The sequence below is a fragment of the Micromonospora marincola genome (assembly GCF_056150385.1).
Window position 1 is genome coordinate 538,781 of the sequence record NZ_JAXCFT010000001.1, and the last position, 17,885, is coordinate 556,665.

General features: G+C 74.3%; 19 protein-coding genes and 1 pseudogene. 10 read left to right on the forward strand and 10 right to left on the reverse strand.

Going from position 1 to position 17,885, the window contains the following annotated elements; genetic code table 11:
• Positions 1 to 71 precede the first annotated feature (71 nt).
• Both SM450_RS02575 and SM450_RS02580 read left to right on the forward strand, forming a co-directional pair.
• A complete protein-coding gene (locus SM450_RS02575; RefSeq protein ID WP_474618007.1) occupies positions 72 to 212 on the forward strand; it encodes a hypothetical protein in 141 nt (46 codons plus the stop codon).
• A complete protein-coding gene (locus SM450_RS02580) occupies positions 209 to 1,033 on the forward strand; it encodes an MBL fold metallo-hydrolase (RefSeq protein ID WP_474618008.1) in 825 nt (274 codons plus the stop codon). The genes SM450_RS02575 and SM450_RS02580 overlap by 4 nt, the downstream gene beginning before the upstream one ends.
• A gap of 4 nt (positions 1,034 to 1,037) precedes the next feature.
• Here SM450_RS02580 and SM450_RS02585 read toward each other — a convergent pair whose 3' ends face one another.
• The 4 genes from SM450_RS02585 to SM450_RS02600 are packed head-to-tail and all read right to left on the reverse strand — an operon-like array spanning position 1,038 to position 4,934.
• Positions 1,038 to 1,577 carry a DUF1697 domain-containing protein gene (locus SM450_RS02585; protein WP_474618009.1) on the reverse strand — a complete coding sequence of 180 codons (540 nt, stop codon included), beginning with the start codon at positions 1,575 to 1,577 and terminating at the stop codon, positions 1,038 to 1,040.
• 15 nt (positions 1,578 to 1,592) lie between these two features.
• Positions 1,593 to 2,354: an FkbM family methyltransferase gene (locus SM450_RS02590; RefSeq protein ID WP_474618010.1), complete on the reverse strand. Its 762-nt coding sequence runs from the start codon at positions 2,352 to 2,354 to the stop codon at positions 1,593 to 1,595.
• 7 nt (positions 2,355 to 2,361) lie between these two features.
• The gene (locus SM450_RS02595; protein ID WP_474618011.1) at positions 2,362 to 4,119 is read right to left on the reverse strand and encodes a sulfatase-like hydrolase/transferase; all 1,758 of its coding nucleotides are present in this window, start codon (positions 4,117 to 4,119) and stop codon (positions 2,362 to 2,364) included.
• Positions 4,116 to 4,934, reverse strand: a complete 819-nt coding sequence (locus SM450_RS02600; RefSeq protein WP_474618012.1) for a CDP-alcohol phosphatidyltransferase family protein — start codon at positions 4,932 to 4,934, stop codon at positions 4,116 to 4,118. The genes SM450_RS02595 and SM450_RS02600 overlap by 4 nt, the downstream gene beginning before the upstream one ends.
• A gap of 194 nt (positions 4,935 to 5,128) precedes the next feature.
• Here SM450_RS02600 and SM450_RS02605 point away from each other — a divergent pair, with 194 nt between their 5' ends.
• Positions 5,129 to 5,641: an ArsR/SmtB family transcription factor gene (locus SM450_RS02605; protein WP_474618013.1), complete on the forward strand. Its 513-nt coding sequence runs from the start codon at positions 5,129 to 5,131 to the stop codon at positions 5,639 to 5,641.
• Between the two features lie 31 nt (positions 5,642 to 5,672).
• Positions 5,673 to 7,136 carry a serine hydrolase domain-containing protein gene (locus SM450_RS02610; protein ID WP_474618014.1) on the forward strand — a complete coding sequence of 488 codons (1,464 nt, stop codon included), beginning with the start codon at positions 5,673 to 5,675 and terminating at the stop codon, positions 7,134 to 7,136.
• Between the two features lie 68 nt (positions 7,137 to 7,204).
• On the opposite strand, the gene SM450_RS02615 is transcribed toward SM450_RS02610, so the two are convergent.
• From SM450_RS02615 to SM450_RS02625, 3 genes are read right to left on the reverse strand one after another with little or no spacing between them, the layout of a single operon-like run.
• Entirely contained in the window at positions 7,205 to 7,918 is a 714-nt protein-coding gene (locus SM450_RS02615; RefSeq protein WP_474618015.1) for a YqeB family protein, read from the reverse strand.
• Between the two features lie 2 nt (positions 7,919 to 7,920).
• Complete coding sequence (locus SM450_RS02620; RefSeq protein WP_474618016.1) at positions 7,921 to 8,712, reverse strand: ABC transporter permease; 792 nt, start codon at positions 8,710 to 8,712, stop codon at positions 7,921 to 7,923.
• Entirely contained in the window at positions 8,709 to 9,608 is a 900-nt protein-coding gene (locus tag SM450_RS02625) for an ABC transporter ATP-binding protein (protein WP_474618017.1), read from the reverse strand. The genes SM450_RS02620 and SM450_RS02625 overlap by 4 nt, the downstream gene beginning before the upstream one ends.
• Positions 9,609 to 9,741: 133 nt before the next feature.
• On the opposite strand from SM450_RS02625, the gene SM450_RS02630 reads away from it, so the two are divergent.
• Positions 9,742 to 10,980: a sensor histidine kinase gene (locus SM450_RS02630; protein ID WP_474618018.1), complete on the forward strand. Its 1,239-nt coding sequence runs from the start codon at positions 9,742 to 9,744 to the stop codon at positions 10,978 to 10,980.
• The gene (locus tag SM450_RS02635) at positions 10,977 to 11,645 is read left to right on the forward strand and encodes a response regulator (RefSeq protein WP_474618019.1); all 669 of its coding nucleotides are present in this window, start codon (positions 10,977 to 10,979) and stop codon (positions 11,643 to 11,645) included. Before SM450_RS02630 ends, SM450_RS02635 begins: the two co-directional genes overlap by 4 nt.
• 1,101 nt (positions 11,646 to 12,746) lie before the next feature.
• On the opposite strand, the gene SM450_RS02640 is transcribed toward SM450_RS02635, so the two are convergent.
• The gene (locus SM450_RS02640) at positions 12,747 to 13,523 is read right to left on the reverse strand and encodes a D-Ala-D-Ala carboxypeptidase family metallohydrolase (RefSeq protein WP_474618020.1); all 777 of its coding nucleotides are present in this window, start codon (positions 13,521 to 13,523) and stop codon (positions 12,747 to 12,749) included.
• A 166-nt stretch (positions 13,524 to 13,689) separates the two neighbouring features.
• On the opposite strand from SM450_RS02640, the gene SM450_RS02645 reads away from it, so the two are divergent.
• Both SM450_RS02645 and SM450_RS02650 read left to right on the forward strand, forming a co-directional pair.
• A complete protein-coding gene (locus tag SM450_RS02645; RefSeq protein ID WP_474618021.1) occupies positions 13,690 to 14,331 on the forward strand; it encodes a DUF6642 family protein in 642 nt (213 codons plus the stop codon).
• Between the two features lie 31 nt (positions 14,332 to 14,362).
• On the forward strand, positions 14,363 to 14,827 hold the full coding sequence (locus tag SM450_RS02650) for a PPOX class F420-dependent oxidoreductase (RefSeq protein ID WP_474618022.1): 465 nt from the start codon (positions 14,363 to 14,365) through the stop codon (positions 14,825 to 14,827).
• Between the two features lie 15 nt (positions 14,828 to 14,842).
• Here SM450_RS02650 and SM450_RS02655 read toward each other — a convergent pair whose 3' ends face one another.
• On the reverse strand, positions 14,843 to 15,484 hold the full coding sequence (locus tag SM450_RS02655; RefSeq protein ID WP_474618023.1) for an NAD(P)-dependent oxidoreductase: 642 nt from the start codon (positions 15,482 to 15,484) through the stop codon (positions 14,843 to 14,845).
• 58 nt (positions 15,485 to 15,542) lie between these two features.
• Positions 15,543 to 16,775 carry a serine hydrolase domain-containing protein gene (locus SM450_RS02660; RefSeq protein WP_474618024.1) on the reverse strand — a complete coding sequence of 411 codons (1,233 nt, stop codon included), beginning with the start codon at positions 16,773 to 16,775 and terminating at the stop codon, positions 15,543 to 15,545.
• 66 nt (positions 16,776 to 16,841) lie between these two features.
• Here SM450_RS02660 and SM450_RS02665 point away from each other — a divergent pair, with 66 nt between their 5' ends.
• Positions 16,842 to 17,435, forward strand: a complete 594-nt coding sequence (locus SM450_RS02665; RefSeq protein ID WP_474618025.1) for a pentapeptide repeat-containing protein — start codon at positions 16,842 to 16,844, stop codon at positions 17,433 to 17,435.
• Positions 17,436 to 17,620: 185 nt separating this feature from the next.
• A pseudogene (locus tag SM450_RS02670) lies at positions 17,621 to 17,885 on the forward strand (hypothetical protein); the annotation flags it as partial.

Here is a 17,885-nt window from a genome sequence, read left to right on the forward strand (position 1 = left end):
TGGACGCCGGCGGCGGTCGGGTGGTGGGGTGGGCCTACCGCACCACCGATCCCGAACGGGGAGGACGACCCATGCCCGAGAACCAGCAGTCCGGCTACGCCCGCCGCCGCCTCCTGCGCGACACCGCCGTCGGCGCCGCCGCCGTCACCACCGCCGGGCTCGTCGCCGGCGCCCCGGCCCGGGCCGCCACCACGACCGCCCCGGCGCGGTGAGCTTCCGCTGGTGGGGTACGGCCGGCTGGCGGATCGACATCGGCAACCGGACCGTGCTCGTCGACCCGTACCTGAGCCGCTACGACACCGGCCTGTTCGGCAGCGGCTTCCGCCCGAACACCCGGCTGACAGTGGCCGCCGACGTGGTCGACCGGCTCGCCGACCGGGCCGAGAACATCCTCGTCACCCACACCCACTGGGACCACTTCAACGACGTGCCGCACATCGCCACCCGGACCGGCGCCCGGGTCTTCGGCACGCTCACCGCCTACCACCTGGGGCTGGCCTACGGGGTGCCGTCCGGGCAGCTCGCCCCGGTCAAGGGCGGCGAGGTGCTCGACTTCGACGGCTACACGGTCGAGGTGGTCGGCTCGCTGCACAGCCGCAACCCCACCTGGTCGATGGCCTTCCCCGGCGTCCGGGTCAGCCAGCCGCCGCCCCCGGCGACCATCTCCGACCTGCCCGAGGGGGACACGCTCGCCTACCAGATCCGGGTCGACGGCGGCCCGGCCGTGTTCTTCATGGGCGCCAGCGACCTCGACGAACGAAAGCTGACCGGGCTCGCGCCGGACGTGGCGATGATCGCCTCCGCGGCCACCACATCCGTCGCCGACTACGTGCCCCGGCTGATGGCCGCGCTCGACCACCCGAAGACCGTGGTGCCGGTGCACTGGGACAACTTCGAGACCGAGCTGGTCAACCCGCCGACTGTCGCCGCCACCGACCGCGCCCGCCTCGACGCCCTGATCGCCGAGGTGCGCCGGGTCTCACCGCGCAGCCGCGTGCTGGTGCCCGAATACCACACCGCCTACCGGTTCTAAGCCGTCAGTCGGCGGTCAGGTCACGCAGGGCAAGCACCGACTTCCAGTTGCGCGCCGTCGCCACCACGCCCAACCTCTTCTCCAGGTACGCGGTGGTGAACTTCGTCCGCCCGTAGTTGCCGGCCGGGTAGTGCAGGTGCATCTCCCGGCCGGTCACCGCGTACTCCAGGTCCTCGCCGGCCGGCACCGCCAGATCACCGACCCGGGCCGGCTCGGGCGTGGCGGACAGGAACGCCACGAGCACCCGGGTCGGGTCGTCCTGACGCCCCGCGTACGGGCTGGCGGCGACCACGGCGGCCAGCTCGTCGCCGTCGCGGACCAGGACCGGCACCCGCAGGCCCAGCTCGTCGGCGAGCCGCTTCGCGATGCCCTCGGCCAGGGTGGCGGCGCGGGCCGGGGGGCTGGTGAAGACCACGTTGCCGCTCTGGAGGTAGGTCTTGACGTCGGTGTGGCCGAGGTCGGTGACGACGCGGCGCAGGTCCGCCATCGCCAGCCGGGTGCTGCCGACGTTGACGCCCCGCAGCAGGGCGGCGTAGCGAGCCATGGCCGCCAGCCTAGATCAGGCCGACGCCAGCCGGGCGTAGACGTCGCCGGAACGCCCGGCCGGCCGGTACGTCTCCAGCAGCCGCACCAGGCCGGCGGCGTCCAGCCACTCGTCGGCGGCGAAGCGCATCGTCTCCACCGGCGAGTAGTTGTAGCGGTAGCCGCCCGCCCGCGCGCCAAGCCGCTCCACCAGGTCGAGCGCGGCGAGCGCCGCGTCGTGCGCCGGTGGAAGGTATTCGAAGGAGAGCCCACGCACCGGCCGGCTCAACCCGGCCAGCACGTCGACCTCGAAGCCCTCGACGTCGACCTTGCAGAACGCCGGTACGCCGTGCCGGGCGATCAGGTCGTCGAGCGTCACCACCGGCACCTCGACCGACCGGTCCCACCGCACCCCGGCGAAGCTCGGGTCGGCGGTGACCGAGTCGATCCAGGACGACGACATGGTGGACACCGTCGGCGTCGCCGACGACAGCTCCAACCGGGCCTGCCCGGACCGGGCGCCGACCGCCGTCGGTTCGATCGCGACGCGGGCGTCCCGCCCGAAGGCCAGCCGCAGCACCCGCAGGCAGTCGGGCTGCGGCTCGACCGCGACCACCCGCGCGCCCAGCCGCCGCCAGGTGCGTACCCGGCCGCCGACGTGGGCGCCGATGTCGAAGCCGAGGTCGCCGGGGGAGAGGAACTGGCCGTAGAGGGCCCGGGCGCGCCGGTGCTTGGCCGGCTGACCGTGGTAGATGGCCAGGGACCTGGTGATCCCCCAGGCCCGTGCGAGCACCGTCACGACGTTCCTAACTGTGAGTCCTGGACTGCGGTCCGAAGGCCCGCAGGAACCGGTCGCGGAACGCCTCCATCGGCCACACCGGGGCGTCCGGGCCGGGGTTGAGGCCGTCCTGCCAGCTCCAGCCGGAGATCTGGTCGAGCACCGCCGGATCCTTCGCCACGATGGTGATCGGCACGTCCTTGCCGGCCCGCTCGCCGGTGATCGCCCGGGCCGGCTGGTGGTCGCCGAGGAAGACAAGCACCAGGTTCTCGTCGCCGTACCGCTCCACGTAGGAGACCAGGGTACGCAGCGAGTAGACGATCGAATTCTGGTACGCCCTGCGGGTGCCCTCGTCCGCGCGGTCGGCGTGGTTGGTGCCCTCGAAGACCGACCCGTCGCCGAGGGAGTCCCAGTCCTCCAGCTTCGGCACCGGCGTCCACGGGATGTGGCTGGAGAGCAGCGGGATCTCGGCCATCACCGGTGCGTGGCCGGGCGTCCGCTCGGCGCGCTGGAACGCCTCGAGCGTGAACTGGTCCGGCGGCGAGGAGAAGCTGAACGTCGGCCCCCGGTAGCCGAGGTCGTTCGCGCCGTACACCTTGTCGGCGGCGAAGAAGTCGGCCTCCGGCCAGGCCCGGGTGAGGGCCGGCATGACGAGCGAGGTCCGCCACCCGGCGCGCTTGAACGCGCCGTTGAGCGTCAGGTGGTCGCTGTGCACCAGGTTGGTGTAGCGGAGCTGGTTGTCGGCCCGGATGCCGGTCATCAGCGTGGCGTGGGCCAGCCAACTGCCCCCGCCCGTGGTGGACGAGGTGAGGAACGCGCTGCGGCTGCCGTAGCCGGCCGCGCCCAGCCGGCGGGTCCCCTCGTCGAGCGCGGCGTCCACCTCCGGTGCCAGCTCCGGGTCCTCCACCGCCACCCGGCCGTAGCTCTCCACGAACGTGACCAGGACGTCCTTGCCGCGGAGCCCGGTCAGCAACTGGTCGCCGGGAGTGTTCCGGAACGGGTCGCCGGCGAGCTGGGTACGCAGCCGCTCCTGGTCGTGCAGGCCGGCGTTCACCTGCCGGCCGCGGTCGTACACGCCGGCCGCGACGGTGTCGGCGGCGACCGGCAGTCCCGGCACGATCTGCGCGCCGAGCACGGCGCAGGCGACCCAGGCGGCGCCGAACGCGGCGGCGGCGCGGGCGCTCACCATCCGGTGGCCGGCCACCACCCGGGCGAGCCGCCGCACCGACAGCGTCACAAGCACCGGTACGGCGAGGACCGCGACCACGGCCACCGCCACGGCGCCCACCTCGGCGGCCCGCCCGTAGGACTCGGACAGGAACTCCGCGCCGGCGGCGAGGAAGGCCCAGTCGGAGATCAGGTCGAAGGGGCGGTCCAGGACTGTCGAGAAGCCCAGGTCGGCGACCTTCAGGACGAGGACCAGGCCGAGCAGCGCGCCGAGCACCGTGGCCACGATCCGGCGCGGTTTCGGCGGCAGGACCAGGAGCAGGGCGACCGCGATCAGCCCCTCCACCGGGATGCGGAGGAGCGCGGCGGGGGTGAGGTCGTTGACGTCGGCCGGCGCGACAAGCGCGACAAGCACGAGCACGCCGGCAAGCGCGGTGGCCGCCACGGATCGGATCCGGCGGCGCCGGCCACCCCCCACGTCGGCGGCCTGGCTCGTGGTGGCCTGGTTCGCGGTCGCGTCGGGTGCGGTGCCGTCGACCGGGCTCGTGATGGTGTCGCGCGTGGTCGTGTCGCCGGTCGGGTGGTTCGGCTCGGGCGGGGTCAGGTCGTCGCCGGTCACGACCGTCGCCCGCCGACCTCGGCGCGGCCGGCAAGCACGGGGGCGCCGGGTTCCCAGCCGGACCGGCGAGCCGCCGGCAGGGGAGCGCGCATCGCCGCCGGACGGGCTGGCTCCGGGCGCGCGACCTCCGGGCGCGCGGCTGCCGGACGGGCGACCTCGGGACGGGCGACCCGGGCGCGGTGCCGCCACAGCCAGAACACGTCGCGGCCGAACGACTCGACGAGCAGCGCGAGCGCGCCGGCGAGCACCGCGACGGCCAGCGGCGCCGGCAGCACACCGGCCGCCACCACCGCCAGCGCGATGCCCTGGGTCGCGGCGACGGTCTTGCGCCAGTAGCGGGGTGGCAACGAACCGTGCAGCCAGGGCAGCGCCCAGCCGGCCGCGACGAAGGCGTACCGCATCGCGCCGATCACCAGCACCCACGGCCCCACCTGGCCGGTCACGTACGCACAGAGCACCAGGACGAGGAAGGAGTCGACCTCCATGTCGAACCGGGCACCGAGCGCGCTTACCGTGCCGGTACGCCGGGCCACCTGCCCGTCGACCCAGTCGAGGGAGAGCGCGACAGCCGTGAGCCCGACCAGCACCGGAACCGCGATCGGCCGGCTGAACGAGTCCACCACGAGCGCGGTCACGCCGCCGGCAAGCGTCGCCCGGCCCAGCGTCACCCAGTCGGCCGGCCCGAGCCGGTACGCGCCCGAACGGCGCCGGCCACGGTCGAGCACGGCGAGCATCACCATCCCGTAGACGAGGCCGACCGCCCAGCCGGCCCGGCCCAGGCCGACGGTGCCGGCGAGAGCCGCCAGCACACCCACCTGGAGGATCGTCCCCGCGAATGGATCAGTCCGAACCACTGACACTGTGCCTCCGAGTTGCGCCGCCCACGACCCATCGGTCTGTACGGAGAACATGCCCGAACGGTTCGGTCTGATGCCGAAAACACATGATCCCCCGCAGGTCGCGGATTTCTTCGTTTGCACGTAACTACGTACTAGCGTATCTTCGGGTCGTGGCGAGCGTGGAGGAACGGCTGGCGGCCCTGGAAGCCCAGGTGACCCGGCTGGCCGCCGACCGGGCGACAGCACCTGTCGCGGCGGCCGGCGAGGCCGCCCCGGATGACGTGTTCTGGGCGCTCGACGGGCTCAAGCGGCGGCTGCCGACCGACGGCGCCGGCGCGGTGCTCTACACCGGCACCGTGCGCACCGCCGACCGGCACTACGACTGGCAGTACGGCGCCGGCGTCGACGACCTGCTCGACGGTGACTGGCCGGCACTGGCCGGCACGCTCACCGCGCTCGCCCACCCGGTCCGGCTGCGGCTGCTGCGCGAGATCCTCGGCGGTCGGCACGGCACCGCCGAGCTGGCCGACCTCGACGGCCTCGGCACCACCGGGCAACTCCACCACCACCTGCGGCAGCTCGCCGCCGCCGGCTGGCTGCGCAGCGGGGCCCGCGGCCACTACGACATCCCACCCGAGCGGGTGGTGCCGCTGCTGGCCATCCTCACCGCCGCCCGCCGCTGATCGACCACCCACCCCGACGGAAGGCAGCACCATGCGTACCCCGACCGTCCTCACCGTCGTCGCCGGCCTCGCCGCGGCGACCGCCGCCACCGGCCTGATGCCCCGCGGCCCGGAACTCGGCGCGCGACAGACCGGCGACACCGACCTGGCCGCGACCGTCCGCGCCGCCGTCGACGACCCGCGGGGTTGGCGTGGCCTCGCGGTGGCCTCGATCGAGCGCGGTCGGGTCCGCGTCGCCGGCCTCGGCGACCGGGCGCCCGGAGGGCCGGCCGTCGAGCCGGGCACCCCGTTCGAGATCGGCTCGGTCGGCAAGCCGCTCACCGGCATGCTCCTGGCCCACCGGGCGGCGGCCGGCGCGGTCCGCCCCGACGACCCGCTCCGCACCGTCCTGCCCGAGGTGACCGGCCCGGCCGGCGAGGCCACCCTCGCCGAGTTGGCAAGCCACCGCTCCGGGCTGCCCCGGCTGCCGACCGGCCCGTCCGAGCTGGCCCGCAACTGGTGGACGTCGGTCACCGCCGGCAACGCGTACGCCGGTGACGACGTGGACCGGATCGTGGCCGACGCCGCCGGCACCGAGCGGGACGGCGAGCGCGGCACGGTCTCGTACTCCAACCTCGGCCCGGCGCTGCTCGGTCAGGGCCTCGCCGCGCAGGCCGGTGTCGGCTATCCGGAGCTGGTCCGGCGGGACGTGCTCGGCCCGGTGGGCATGACCGCCACCGTGGTCGCCACCGACCGGGCCGGGCTGCCCGCCGGCCGTGCCGAGGGCGCCACCACCGGCGGCCGGCCCGCCGAGGAGTGGCTGGGCGCGGGCTACGCCCCGGCCGGCGTCGGCGTCTGGTCCACCGCCGAGGACCTGGCCCGGCTCGTCGCGGCGATGCTCGCCGGCACCGCGCCCGGGGCCGACGCCGCCACCCCCCGCTTCGACGACGAGGGCGGGCGCCGGATCGGCTACGGCTGGTTCACCAGCCGGTACGGCGACCGGGAGATCGTGTGGCACAACGGCGGCACCGGTGGCTTCCGGTCGTACGTCGGCTACGACCGCACCGCCGGCCGGGGGATCGTGGTGCTCGGCAACACCGCCCGCGACGTCGACGCGCTCGGCCTGCGGCTGCTCGGTGTCCACGGCGACGCGGCAAGCGAGTCGACAGGTCTGCCCCGCTGGATCGGCGCGATCCTGGCACTGGCGTTCACCTTCCTCGGCGGCCTGGCGCTGTGGAGCACCGCCCGGCGCGGGCCGGACCGGCTCGCCGTGCTCTCCGCCGCCGTCTGGGCGGTGCTCTACCTCGCCCTCGGCCACCGGCTCGGCGACTGGTCGATGGTGCCGGGCTGGCTCTGGCCGCTGGGGGCGGGGCTGACCGGGGTGGCCGCCGCGCTCGCGGTCCGTCGCTGGCGCGGGCTGCCGGCCGTCGCCGGGGCGCCGCCGTGGCGACGGTGGACCGGCGCGGCGCTCTCCGCCGCCTTCGCCGCGCTGGCCGTGCTGGTGATCGTCGCCTGAGAACCCCCCGCCCCCGCTTTCTCGGAAAGCGTGGTCATCCGGCCTCGAACAGCCACGCTTTCCGTGCATCAGCGGCGGGTGGAGGGTGGGGGGTCGGGCGTCAGGCGCCAGTACTGCCGGGTGTTCTCGTCGCGCACCACGACGCCGAGCCGGGCCAGCTCCCCGTGCAGCTCCCGGGCCTCGGCGTCGCGCTTGCCCTGGACGGCCCGCTGCCGGGCGCGCAGCAGGGCGTCCGCGCCGGCCGGCAGTCCGGGCAACCCGGGCACCCACCTCCGGTACGCCTCCCGGTACGGGTCGTGAGCGGTCCACGGCCAACCCTGCCCGGTGAACGCGGCCCGCAGCCGCTCGGCGCTCAGGTCGGATCGCTCGCGGGCCAGCTCGGCGCCGGCCGGGTCCAGCAGCACCAGCGCCCGGCCGTCGACGAACACGCCGGCCACCCCGTCCCGCGCGACGTCCCGGCCGTGCCCGTCCCGGTGCAGCCGTACCGACCGGCGCCCGACCGTGACGGTCAGCCGCTCCCGGACGCCCACGACGGCCAGGGCCAGGCCGGCCAGCACGCCCACCGCCGCGCCGATCGGGTACGACCGCTGGTCCGGCCACCTGTCGATCAGCTCGAACACGCCCTGGAAGGGAAACCAGGCCAGCCCGGCGATCCAGCCGGACAGGGCGGTCAGCCCGGCGCCCAGCCCCGCCCCGAGCAGCGGGAAACCGGCCCACATCAGCAGCAGCTCGCCGCGTCCGCCGTCGACCACGACGGCCTCGCCGGGTTGCCGGGCGGCCACGGTCAGGACACCTCGCGGCGCAGCGTGCGGATCAGCCCGGCGACCAGGGGCAGGAGCACCCAGACGGCAAGCGAGACCCCGAGCCGGCCCCACTGCCCGGCCGTCACGTCCGGCCCCAGCAGCGGCTCCATCGTGTAGGAGGTGTCCAGCCAGCGGGCCGGTTCCCGCAGCCCCTCGATCATCGCCGCCAGCACGCTCCACACGGTCGGCAGCAGCAGATAGGTGACGATCGCCAGCGGCGTGCTCAGCAGCAGCAGGCCGAACCCGGCGCCCATCAGCACGCTCGCCACCTGGAACACCGCCGCGTACGGCAGCATCTGCCAGTCGAACGTCCAGGCGCCCGCGCCGCCGGTGGCCTTGGCGGCGAGCGTGCCGAGGGCGGCGACGGCGACGCTGACCAGCACCGAGCCGAGCGCGGCAAGCACCACCGCGGTGAGCTTGGCGACGATCACCCGTTCCCGGCGGGGCACAAGCGCGAACGTGGTGAGCGCGGTGCGTTGGGACCACTCGCCGGTGATGGAGAGGATGCCGAGCACCGGCAGCAGCAGCCCGACCGGCAGCAGCGACGGGGCGAAGAACGCGGTGAACGTCTGGTCCGCCGCGTCGGTGACGAAGAGCTGCACCACCACGATGGCGACCGCGATCAGCCCGATCGTGATCAGCAGCCAGCGTCCGGCCCGGGTGTCGGCGAGCTTGCGCAGCTCCACCTCGGTCAGCCGGGCAAGCGTCGGGCCGGCGGCGACCGGCTCGTGCCGCGCCGGGGCGGCGGTGGGAGCGGTGGTGGCGGTGGTCATCGGACGGCCTCCTTGGTCGACGCGCCTGCGGTGAGGGTGAGGAAGAGCTGCTCCAGTCCGCCGGTGCCGGCGGGCCGCAGCTCGGTGAGGACCAGCCCGGCGTCGGCCGCGGCCTGACCGACGGCTCCCGGCTCGGCGCGGACGACGAAGCCGCCGTCGGTGCCGGCGGTGGCCGGCAGCGCGGCCCGGTCCAGGGTGAGGCGCAGGGCGTGCTGGTCCCGGGCGCGGACCAGGGTGCCGGCGCCGGCGAGCAGCTCGTCCTTGCCGCCCTGGGCGACCACCTGGCCGCCGCCGATCACCACCAGCCGGTCGGCCACCGCCTCCACCTCGCGCAGCAGGTGCGAGGAGAGCAGCACGGTGCCGCCCCGGTCTGCGTAGTCGCGCAGCAGGCCGCGCATCCAGTAGATGCCCTCCGGGTCGAGGCCGTTGGCCGGCTCGTCCAGGATCAGCACCCGGGGGTCGCCCAGCAGCGCCAGCGCCAGGCCGAGCCGCTGCCGCATCCCCAGGGAGTACGCGCCGACGCGCCGCCGCGCGGCGGTGCCGTTCAGCCCGACCAGGTCGAGTTTCGCCGCGATCTGCTCCCGGTCCACGCCCATGGTGCGGGCGGCCAGGGTGAGCGTCTCCCGGCCGGTGCGCCCGGCGTGCTGGGCCGAGGCGTCGAGCAGCACGCCGATCTCCCGCCCCGGGTTTGGTAGTTGCCGGTAGGGCCGGCCGGCCACGGTGGCGCCGCCCGAGCTGGGCGGCGTCATCCCGCAGATCATGCGCATCGTGGTGGACTTGCCGGCGCCGTTCGGGCCGAGGAACCCGGTCACCGTGCCCGGTTCGCACCGGAACGTGACGTCCTCGACGGCGACGTGCGGGCCGTACCGCTTGGTCAGGTGGTCAACTTCGATCATGTCGAGAAGCCTGCCGGGGCCACCCGGTCATCCGCTGCGGCCGGCGGTCGGCGGCGGAACCGACCTCGGTTCACCGTAGGCGTCGACTTTGGTATCTGGTCGCGGGTCCGGACGGCTCCCTAGCATTGGGCAGGTGAGCAGCGCCGTCGTACCCGATCATCCCTGGCTCCTGCCGGGCTCCCTGGCACCCGCCCGGTCCGCCCGCCGGACCCCGCGGGACTGGTTCGTCGACAGCCTGCTGTTCCTGATCGCGTTGGGCTGGGTGCTCGTCGCCCACGACGACGCGGTCAGCCGCAACCCGGACTTCGCGCTCAACATCGGACCGGACTGGCTCATCGGCGCGGACCTGTTCGTCGGTCTGCTGGCCACCGGCGCGCTCTGGCTGCGCCGCCGCTGGCCGATCGGGCTGGCCGTGGCCACCGCGCCGCTGGCGCTCTTCTCGGTCACCGGCGGGGCCGTGCTGCTGATCGTGCTGTTCACCGTGCTGGTGCACCGGCCGCTGCCGGTCGGGCTGACGCTCGTCGGCTGGAACATGGTCGCCGCGCTGCCCTACATCGTGCTCCGCCCCGACCCGGCCATGCCGCCCTGGGCGGCGATGGCCTGGACCGTGCTGTTCATCGGCATCGTGGTCGCCTGGGCGCTGTTCGTCCGGGCCCGCCGCCAACTGGTGCTGTCGCTGCGCGACCGCGCCGAGCGGGCCGAGGCCGAACAGCAACTCCGGCTCGACCAGGCCCGGCACCTCGAACGCGGCCGGATCGCCCGGGAGATGCACGACGTGCTCGCCCACCGGATCTCGCTGCTCAGCCTGCACGCCGGGGCGCTGGAGTTCCGCCCGGACGCGCCCCCGGAGGAGGTCGCCCGGGCGGCCGGCGTGATCCGCGCCAGCGCGCACGCCGCCCTGCAGGACCTGCGCGAGGTGATCGGTGTGCTGCGGGCCGAGGTGGCTTCCGAGGCCACCCCGGAACGGCCGCAGCCGACGCTCGGCGACGTGCCCGCGCTGGTCTCCGAAAGTCGTGACGCCGGGGTACGCGTCAGCGTGGTCGACGACGTGACCGAGCCGGCCGCCGTGCCGGTGGCGATCGGACGCAGCGCGTACCGGATCGTGCAGGAGGGGCTGACCAACGCCCGCAAGCACGCGCCGGGCGCGGTGGTGACGGTCCGGCTGGCCGGCGCTCCCGGCGACGGGCTCGCGGTCGAGATCAGCAACCCGTGGCCGGTGGGCGGGGCGGTCACGTCGATTCCCGGCACCGGCACCGGGCTGGTCGGGGTGGCCGAGCGGGTCACGCTTGCCGGCGGACGGCTCGACCACGGGCGGGACGCCGACGGCAACTTCCGGCTGACCGCCTGGCTGCCCTGGGGAGTCACTGCATGAGCGGCGTGCGGGTGCTGATCGTCGACGACGACCCGCTGGTCCGGGGCGCGCTGTCGATGATCCTCGGCGGGGTACCCGACCTGGAGGTGGTGGGCGAGGCCACCGACGGGGCGGAGGTTCCCGCGGCGGTCGCCGCGTACGCCCCGGACGTGGTGCTGATGGACATCCGGATGCCCCGGGTGGACGGGCTGGCCGCGACCGAGGCGCTGCGGGCGGCGGCGGACCCGCCCGAGGTGCTGGTGTTGACCACGTTCGACGCCGACGAGCAGGTGCTGCGGGCGTTGCGTGCCGGGGCGAGCGGTTTCCTGCTCAAGGACACCCCGCCGGCCGAGATCGTGGCGGCGGTGCGCCGGGTCGCGGCGGGGGAGGCGACGCTGTCCCCGGCGGTGACCCGCAAACTGATCGCGCACGTCACCGCCGCCGCGCCGCCGCCCGGCGCGGATCCGAAACGGGACCGGGCGGTGCGGCTGCTGGACGGGCTGTCCGAGCGGGAGCGGGAGGTCGCGCTGCTGCTGGGCCGGGGGCGGACCAACGCGGAGATCTCCGCCGAGCTGTTCATGAGCGTGGCGACCGTGAAGGCGTACGTCTCCCGGCTGCTCACGAAGCTGGACCTGAACAACCGGGTGCAGGTGGCGCTGCTGGTGCAGGACGCCGACCTGGTGTGACCCCACCCCCACCCCCACCCGCCCTGCCGGCCCCACCCGCCCCACCCGCCCCACCCGCCCTGCCGGCCCCACCCGCCCCACCCGCCCTGCCCGCCCTGCCGGGTTGATCATGAAGTTGGCGGCGTCGGTTGTCCGTTTTGTCGCCGCTAACTTCATGATCGCCATGGCTGGGTGGAGATCTTGGAAGGAAAGTGCCCCTTGAGGGGCCGGGAGCTTCCAAGATCTGCGACCCGTACGAACGATCCCAGAGGCTGACCTCGCCCGACGCCAGAGCCGACGAGCGCACGCCTGTCGTCGCCGTGGTGCGGAACGGGCGTGCGGTCGACGGCGTGACAGTCCTCGGGCCCGAGGAACTGCTCACCGCGTGGCGCGATTGAACTGTCGCCGGTGTCCGGCCGTACCAGTGGGCGAGGATGTGGTGCGGCCGGTCCGCCGCACCGCTGCCGAGCTGCGGGAGGCCTGCCGTGCGAGTTGGTGAGCAGTCGAGGGATCCCATCGACCAGATCCTGGGCGACGTGCCGGTACCGGCGTCGTTGACCCCCGAGGACGTCCGCCTCGCGGTGCGGGCGGTGGTGGTGCACGCCGCCGAGGAATGGCCCGCGGGGCCGAAATGCCGCAACGACGGGGCGGCGTTCCCCTGCCGGTTGCACCGTTGGGGGCGCCGGGTGCTGGAGACACACGGTCTCAACGAACGTCAGATCGACGCCCTGATCCGGCACGGCAACCCGTTCGTGCACGTGCCGTTCCCGTTCGTGCTGAGCGGCCCGTCGGCCCGACCGGGCGCCGGCCAGGCTGTCCGACCCGGCCCCGGTCAGGCTGCCCGACCGGGTTCGCCCCAAACTGCCCGGCCGGGCGCGGGTCAGGCTGCCCGGCCGGGCACCGCCGTTCCGGCCCCCCGGCCGGTCGCCGGCCAGGCGCCACGCGGCCCCGTCCCGCGAGTCGCCGCGCCGCCGGTACGGCACGGACCGCGTCCCGCCGCCGGCCGGCCGGCTCCCGCCACTCGCCCGAGCTGGCCCCGGGCGAGTTGACCCCGCCGCCCGACCGCGGTGTTAAGCGGGGCCCCCTCCTATGCAGAAGGCGTTAAGCGGGGGCCCCGCCTTGTCAGTTGACTCCGCAGGTGGGGGCGGACCAGTCGGTGCTGTTGGCCAGCCCGTCCTGGTTGTTCTCCCGGCGCGAGTCCACGTGCACGTGGTCACCGTGGTCCGGGTAGCCGGGTCCGAAGATGCCGCTGAAGCCCTGGTCGCGGGCCGACCGGGCGACCTCGCACAGCGTCCGGCTGCGGGAGGTCAGGTCGGCCGCGTCGCCGTACAGGTGCTGGCTGCCGGCGGCACCGCCGACCTGCCGGTTGCAGGCGACACTGCGGAATCCGCTCGTGACGTAGAGCGGCTTGTCGCCGAGACTGCGGCGCAGCGCCTCCAGCTTCCACATGGCGCGCAGCGCGTTCGCCCGGGTGGCCGACGACGAGAGCGGACCACCGCTCCACCCGCCCTTGCCGCAGCCGTTGTCCAGTTCGGCGTAGCTGAAGTGCTTCGGCGTGCAGTCGTCGTCCTGTAGGGCGTAGATCTTCGCGTACGTCTGCGGGCCGGCGATGCCGTCGGCCCGCAGCCCGTACGCGGCCTGGAAGCGCTTGACCGCGGCGGCCGTCTCCGGGCCGTAGTTGCCGTCGATGTGGACGATGTCGCCGTACCCGGCCCAGCCGGCCACCCGGATCTGGAGCTGCCGGACGTCGGCGCCCGATCGTCCCTGGGTGAGGGTGCGGGGCCAGGTGTAGCAGCCGTCGGCCTGGGCCGGCGGCGCGGCGACGACTGTCGCGACGGCGGCCCCGGGCAGGGCCAGCGCGAACGCGACGGCCGCCCGCTTCAGGGTGTTGACGCGCACAGGAGCCTCCCGGTGAGAAAGTGGATTCTCCTCACCGTGACACCCCGTGAGCACTTTCGTGGCGATAAGCGGAAATTGTTCTCATTCGGCGAGGGCGGGAGGGCCGGGTAACGTCAGCTCCCGGGCCCGGGCCGACCTGGGCGGCGACCCTCGCGGGGAGGTGGACGTGGCACGTGGCGGCGTGTTCTGCGTCGAGGGGCAGTGGCACCGCGACCTCAACGAGCGGGGGTCCGTCCTGCCCACGCTCGAACTGCTCGAACGGCTGGGCCGGATCCGCTACATCCACAAGGACGCCGCCACCCGGGACGAACTGTTCTATTTTCTCGACCGCTGGCTGCTGAAGCAGTACGCGGACCACCGGGTCGGCTTCTTCGCCATGCACGGCGAACCGAGCCGGCTCTGCCTCACCGACTGGGACTCGGTCGAGCTGTCCGACGTGGCCGAGCGGATGGCCGGCCGCTGCGAGGGGCGGCGCCTCTACTTCGGTAGCTGCTCGGTGCTGCGCGCCTCCGACGCCACGCTCCGCGGCTTCCTCGACGTCACAGGCGCGGCGCTGATCTGCGGCTTCACCCGCGACGTGGACTGGGTCGAGTCGGCCGCCTTCGAGACCGTGCTGCTCGACGTGCTTGCCAACGGGCAGCGGCACAACGCCGCCGAGCTGCGGATGGGCTCGGCGCACTGGGCGCCGCTCGCTGCGTACCTCGGTTTCCGGGTGATCTATGCCAACGGCCGCGCCTGGCGGCCCACCGCCCGCCCGCGCGTGCCCGAGCAGGTCTCCCCGCGCGGAGCCGCCGCCCGCCCGCGCTGAGATCCGCCCGCCGGCCTGGTAGAACCGAGGCATGCCACGCAGCATCGCGCGCAACACCCGGGTCGACCGGGACGCCCTGACCGAGTTCCTCCGCCCCCGGCACCGCGTCGTGCTCATGACCACCCGCGCCGACGGCCGTCCCCAGTCCTCGCCGGTCTCCTGCGGCGTCGACGCCGAGGGACGGCTTGTCATCTCCACCTACCCGGAGCGGGCCAAGGTGACGAACATCCGCCGCGACCCGCGCGTCTCGGCGTGCGTGCTCTCGGACGACTGGAACGGCCCGTGGGTGCAGGTCGACGGCGTGGCCGAGGTGCTCGACCTGCCGGCGGCGGTGGAGCCGCTCGTCGACTACTTCCGCAGCATCTCCGGTGAGCACCCGGACTGGGACGAGTACCGGGCGGCCATGGTCGCGCAGGGCAAGTCGCTGATCCGGGTGATGATCGAGTCCTGGGGTCCGATCGCCACCGGCGGGTTCCCCGCCCGGCTCGCCGACTGACCGGTACGCGGCGGATCAGTACGCGGCGGTGAACCGCGCGTTGCCGAACCTCGGGTTCTCGATCTCGTCGACGATCGCCACGGCCAGGTCCTCGTAGGTGAGCACCGAGCGGCCCTGCGCGTCGGTTACCGGGTGGTCGGTGCCGGTGCGGTAGTGCCCGGTCCGCTCGCCCGGGTGGAACTCCAGCGGCGGCGGGGAGACGTACGTCCAGGTCACCCCGTCGGCCGAGGAGCGGTAGAACTCCAGCGCGTCGGCCTGCCCCTGCGCCGAGTCCCGGTATTCGCCGGGAAAATCGGGCTCGTCCAGGAAGCGGGTGCCCCGCGCGGTGAGCAGCGTCGCGCCACCGCCGACGTGGATCACCCGGGGCGGGTCGGGCAGGTCGCGCAGCGTGTCGACGAGCGTCCGGGCGGCGTCGCGCCACAGCTCGCGCTCGCCGCCGCCGATGGCCACCACCAGCACGTCCGCGCCCTCGGCCAACTCGCGTACGCTCCGCGCCGAGGTCGCGTCGCCGGTCACCGTGCGGACGCCGGGCGGCAGGTAGCCGACCGCTTCCGGCCGGCGGACGGCGGCGGTGACCCGGTGGCCCCGCTCGGCCGCCTCCGCGGCGATCCGGGAGCCCGCCGTCCCACCCGCGCCGAACACGACGATGTCGCTCATGCCTCACAGGCTAGGCAGCGGGCCGCCGCCCGGATGCCGTTCCGCCGAACCGGCCGGATCAGTCGACGATCGCCGAGTAGACGAGCTGGCGCAACCGGCTGCGCAGCGGATAGGCGCTCGACGGCATGAGCTGGGTGAAGAGCAGCGCGGTGACCTCCTCCACCGGGTCCACCCAGAACGCGGTGCTGGCCATGCCGCCCCAGTAGTACTCGCCGACGCTGCTGGGCATCCGCGCCGGCACCGGGTCCAGCACCACGGCGAAGCCCAGCCCGAAACCGATCCCGTCGGTGACGGTCTCGGCGAAGCCCGCCGGGGAGAACGAGGCGAGATCCCGGTTGCCGGGCAGGTGGTTGCGGGTCATGAAGCGCAGCGTGCGGGGGCCGAGCAGGCGGACCCCGTCCAGCTCGCCGCCGCGCAGCAGGCACTGGGTGAAACGGTGGTAGTCGGCGGCCGTGGACACCAGCCCGCCGCCGCCGGAGTGCCAGCTCGGCTCCGCCAGCGCGGCGCGGCCGATCTGGTCGGCGCGTACCGCCTGGCCGGTCGCCGGGTGCGGGGTGTAGAGCGCGGCCAGCCGCTTGGCGTCCGCCGGGTCCACCCACCAGCGGGTGTCGGTCATCCCGAGCGGACGGAGGATCCGCTCGGTGAAGAAGGCGTCGAGCGACTGCCCGGACACCACCTCGACCAGGCGGCCGAGCACGTCGGTGGAGACGCCGTAGTTCCAGCTCGTGCCGGGTTGGCAGAGCAGCGGCAGCCGGGCCAGGCCGGCCGACGCCGCGGCGAGGTCGGCCCCCGCCGGCACGCCCAGGTCGAAGCCGGCCGCCCGGTAGAGGCCGTCGACCACCGAGACCTGGGCGAAGCCGTACGTCAGGCCGGCGGTGTGGGTGAGCAGGTGCCAGATCCGGACCGGCTCGGTCGCCGGCACGGTGTACGGCTTGAGCACCGAACCCCTGTCGTAGACCCGGACGTCGGCGAACTCCGGCAGCCAGCGGCTGATCGGGTCGGTCAGCTCGAACCGGCCCTCCTCCCAGAGCATCATCGCGGCGACCGAGGTGATCGGCTTGGTCATCGAGTAGATCCGCCACAGCGTGTCCGCCTCGACCGGCGTGCCGGCCTCCCGGTCGCGCAGCCCGTACGTCGACGAGTGGGCGACCTCGCCCCGGCGGGTGACGACGATCTGCCAGCCGGCGAGCCGACCGTCGTCGACGTAGTTGGCGAAGTGCTCGTCGATCCGGGCCAGCCGGGCGGGATCGAAGCCGACACGGCCGGGATCGGTGCTCACTGCGACGCTCACGCAGGCGAACCTACCCGCCGGTACGCCTGGTCGGAAGTGTCGGCCGCCCCCACTAGTGTCGGTGGCATGCCGGAGCCGGTCGAGGACGTCACCTACCGCCAGCAGGACTGGTATGCCGAAGAGTTGGTCGACAGGCACTTCGTGCGGTGCGAGTTCTTCGACGTCGACCTCACCGAGGCGGCCACCCGGGGCGCCGTCTTCACCGAGTGCGTCTTCGGCACCGTGGCGTTCAACGCCTCCCGGCACACCGACTCGGCGTTCACCCGCTGCACGTTCACCAGGTGCAACCTGTTCGAGGCCGAGTTCACCGGCTGCAAGCTGGTCGGCAGCAGCTTCGACAGGTGCGACCTCCGCCCGCTGCGCGTCGACCGGGGCGACTGGTCCTTCGTCGCCCTGCCCGGGGCCGACCTTCGTGGGGCGCGGATCACCGACGCGCGGATGCGTGAGGTCGACCTGACCGGCGCCGACCTGACCGGCGCGGTGCTCACCGGGGTCGACCTGTCCGGCGCCCAACTGCGCGGCGCCAAGCTGACCCGCGCCGACCTGCGCGGCAGTGACCTGTCCGGGCTCGACCCGACCGCTGTCGAACGCGCCGGGGCGCGGGTCGATGTCGAGCAGGCCGTGGCGTTGGCCCAGGCACTCGGCTTCCAGGTCGGGTGAGCCCGCCGGGACCGTGGCGCCACCCGGCGAGGAGGCGAGGAATTCTGCCGAACCGACGCGCGGCGGGTGTCGGCCGTCGGGAAATTGCTCCCGTCGACGACTTCTCGAAGATCGAAGCGTGTGTCATCCTGCCCTGCGGTGGGCCGCGTTGACGGCCGCCGGCTCCGGCAGCCGAGGGAGGGGCGGTGGCTGACGAGGACATCACGCAGCCCGGGATCCGGGTGGGTGGCTGGCTGCCCGACGTACCGGTCGAGCCGCCCGCCACGCCGCATCCGCCCGCCGGCCCGCGTCGCCTGCCCGGAGATCCGGACCTGGTCGCGGCCGAACCCGAGCCGGCCGGCCCTCCGCCCACCGGCCCTCCGCCCACCGGCCCTCCGCCCACCGGCCCTCCGCCCACCGGCCCTCCGCCCACCGGCCCTCCGCCCACCGGCCCTCCGCCCACCGGCCCTC

What these genes read in the sequence shown, in the direction of transcription:
- SM450_RS02575 (WP_474618007.1), top strand. Translation starts at nt 72, where the DNA reads ATGCCCGAGAACCAGCAGTCCGGCTACGCCCGCCGCCGCCTCCTGCGC.
- SM450_RS02585 (WP_474618009.1), bottom strand. Translation starts at nt 1,577, where the DNA reads ATGGCTCGCTACGCCGCCCTGCTGCGGGGCGTCAACGTCGGCAGCACC.
- SM450_RS02610 (WP_474618014.1), top strand. Translation starts at nt 5,673, where the DNA reads ATGCGTACCCCGACCGTCCTCACCGTCGTCGCCGGCCTCGCCGCGGCG.
- SM450_RS02620 (WP_474618016.1), bottom strand. Translation starts at nt 8,712, where the DNA reads ATGACCACCGCCACCACCGCTCCCACCGCCGCCCCGGCGCGGCACGAG.
- SM450_RS02625 (WP_474618017.1), bottom strand. Translation starts at nt 9,608, where the DNA reads ATGATCGAAGTTGACCACCTGACCAAGCGGTACGGCCCGCACGTCGCC.
- SM450_RS02635 (WP_474618019.1), top strand. Translation starts at nt 10,977, where the DNA reads ATGAGCGGCGTGCGGGTGCTGATCGTCGACGACGACCCGCTGGTCCGG.
- SM450_RS02650 (WP_474618022.1), top strand. Translation starts at nt 14,363, where the DNA reads ATGCCACGCAGCATCGCGCGCAACACCCGGGTCGACCGGGACGCCCTG.
- SM450_RS02655 (WP_474618023.1), bottom strand. Translation starts at nt 15,484, where the DNA reads ATGAGCGACATCGTCGTGTTCGGCGCGGGTGGGACGGCGGGCTCCCGG.
- SM450_RS02665 (WP_474618025.1), top strand. Translation starts at nt 16,842, where the DNA reads ATGCCGGAGCCGGTCGAGGACGTCACCTACCGCCAGCAGGACTGGTAT.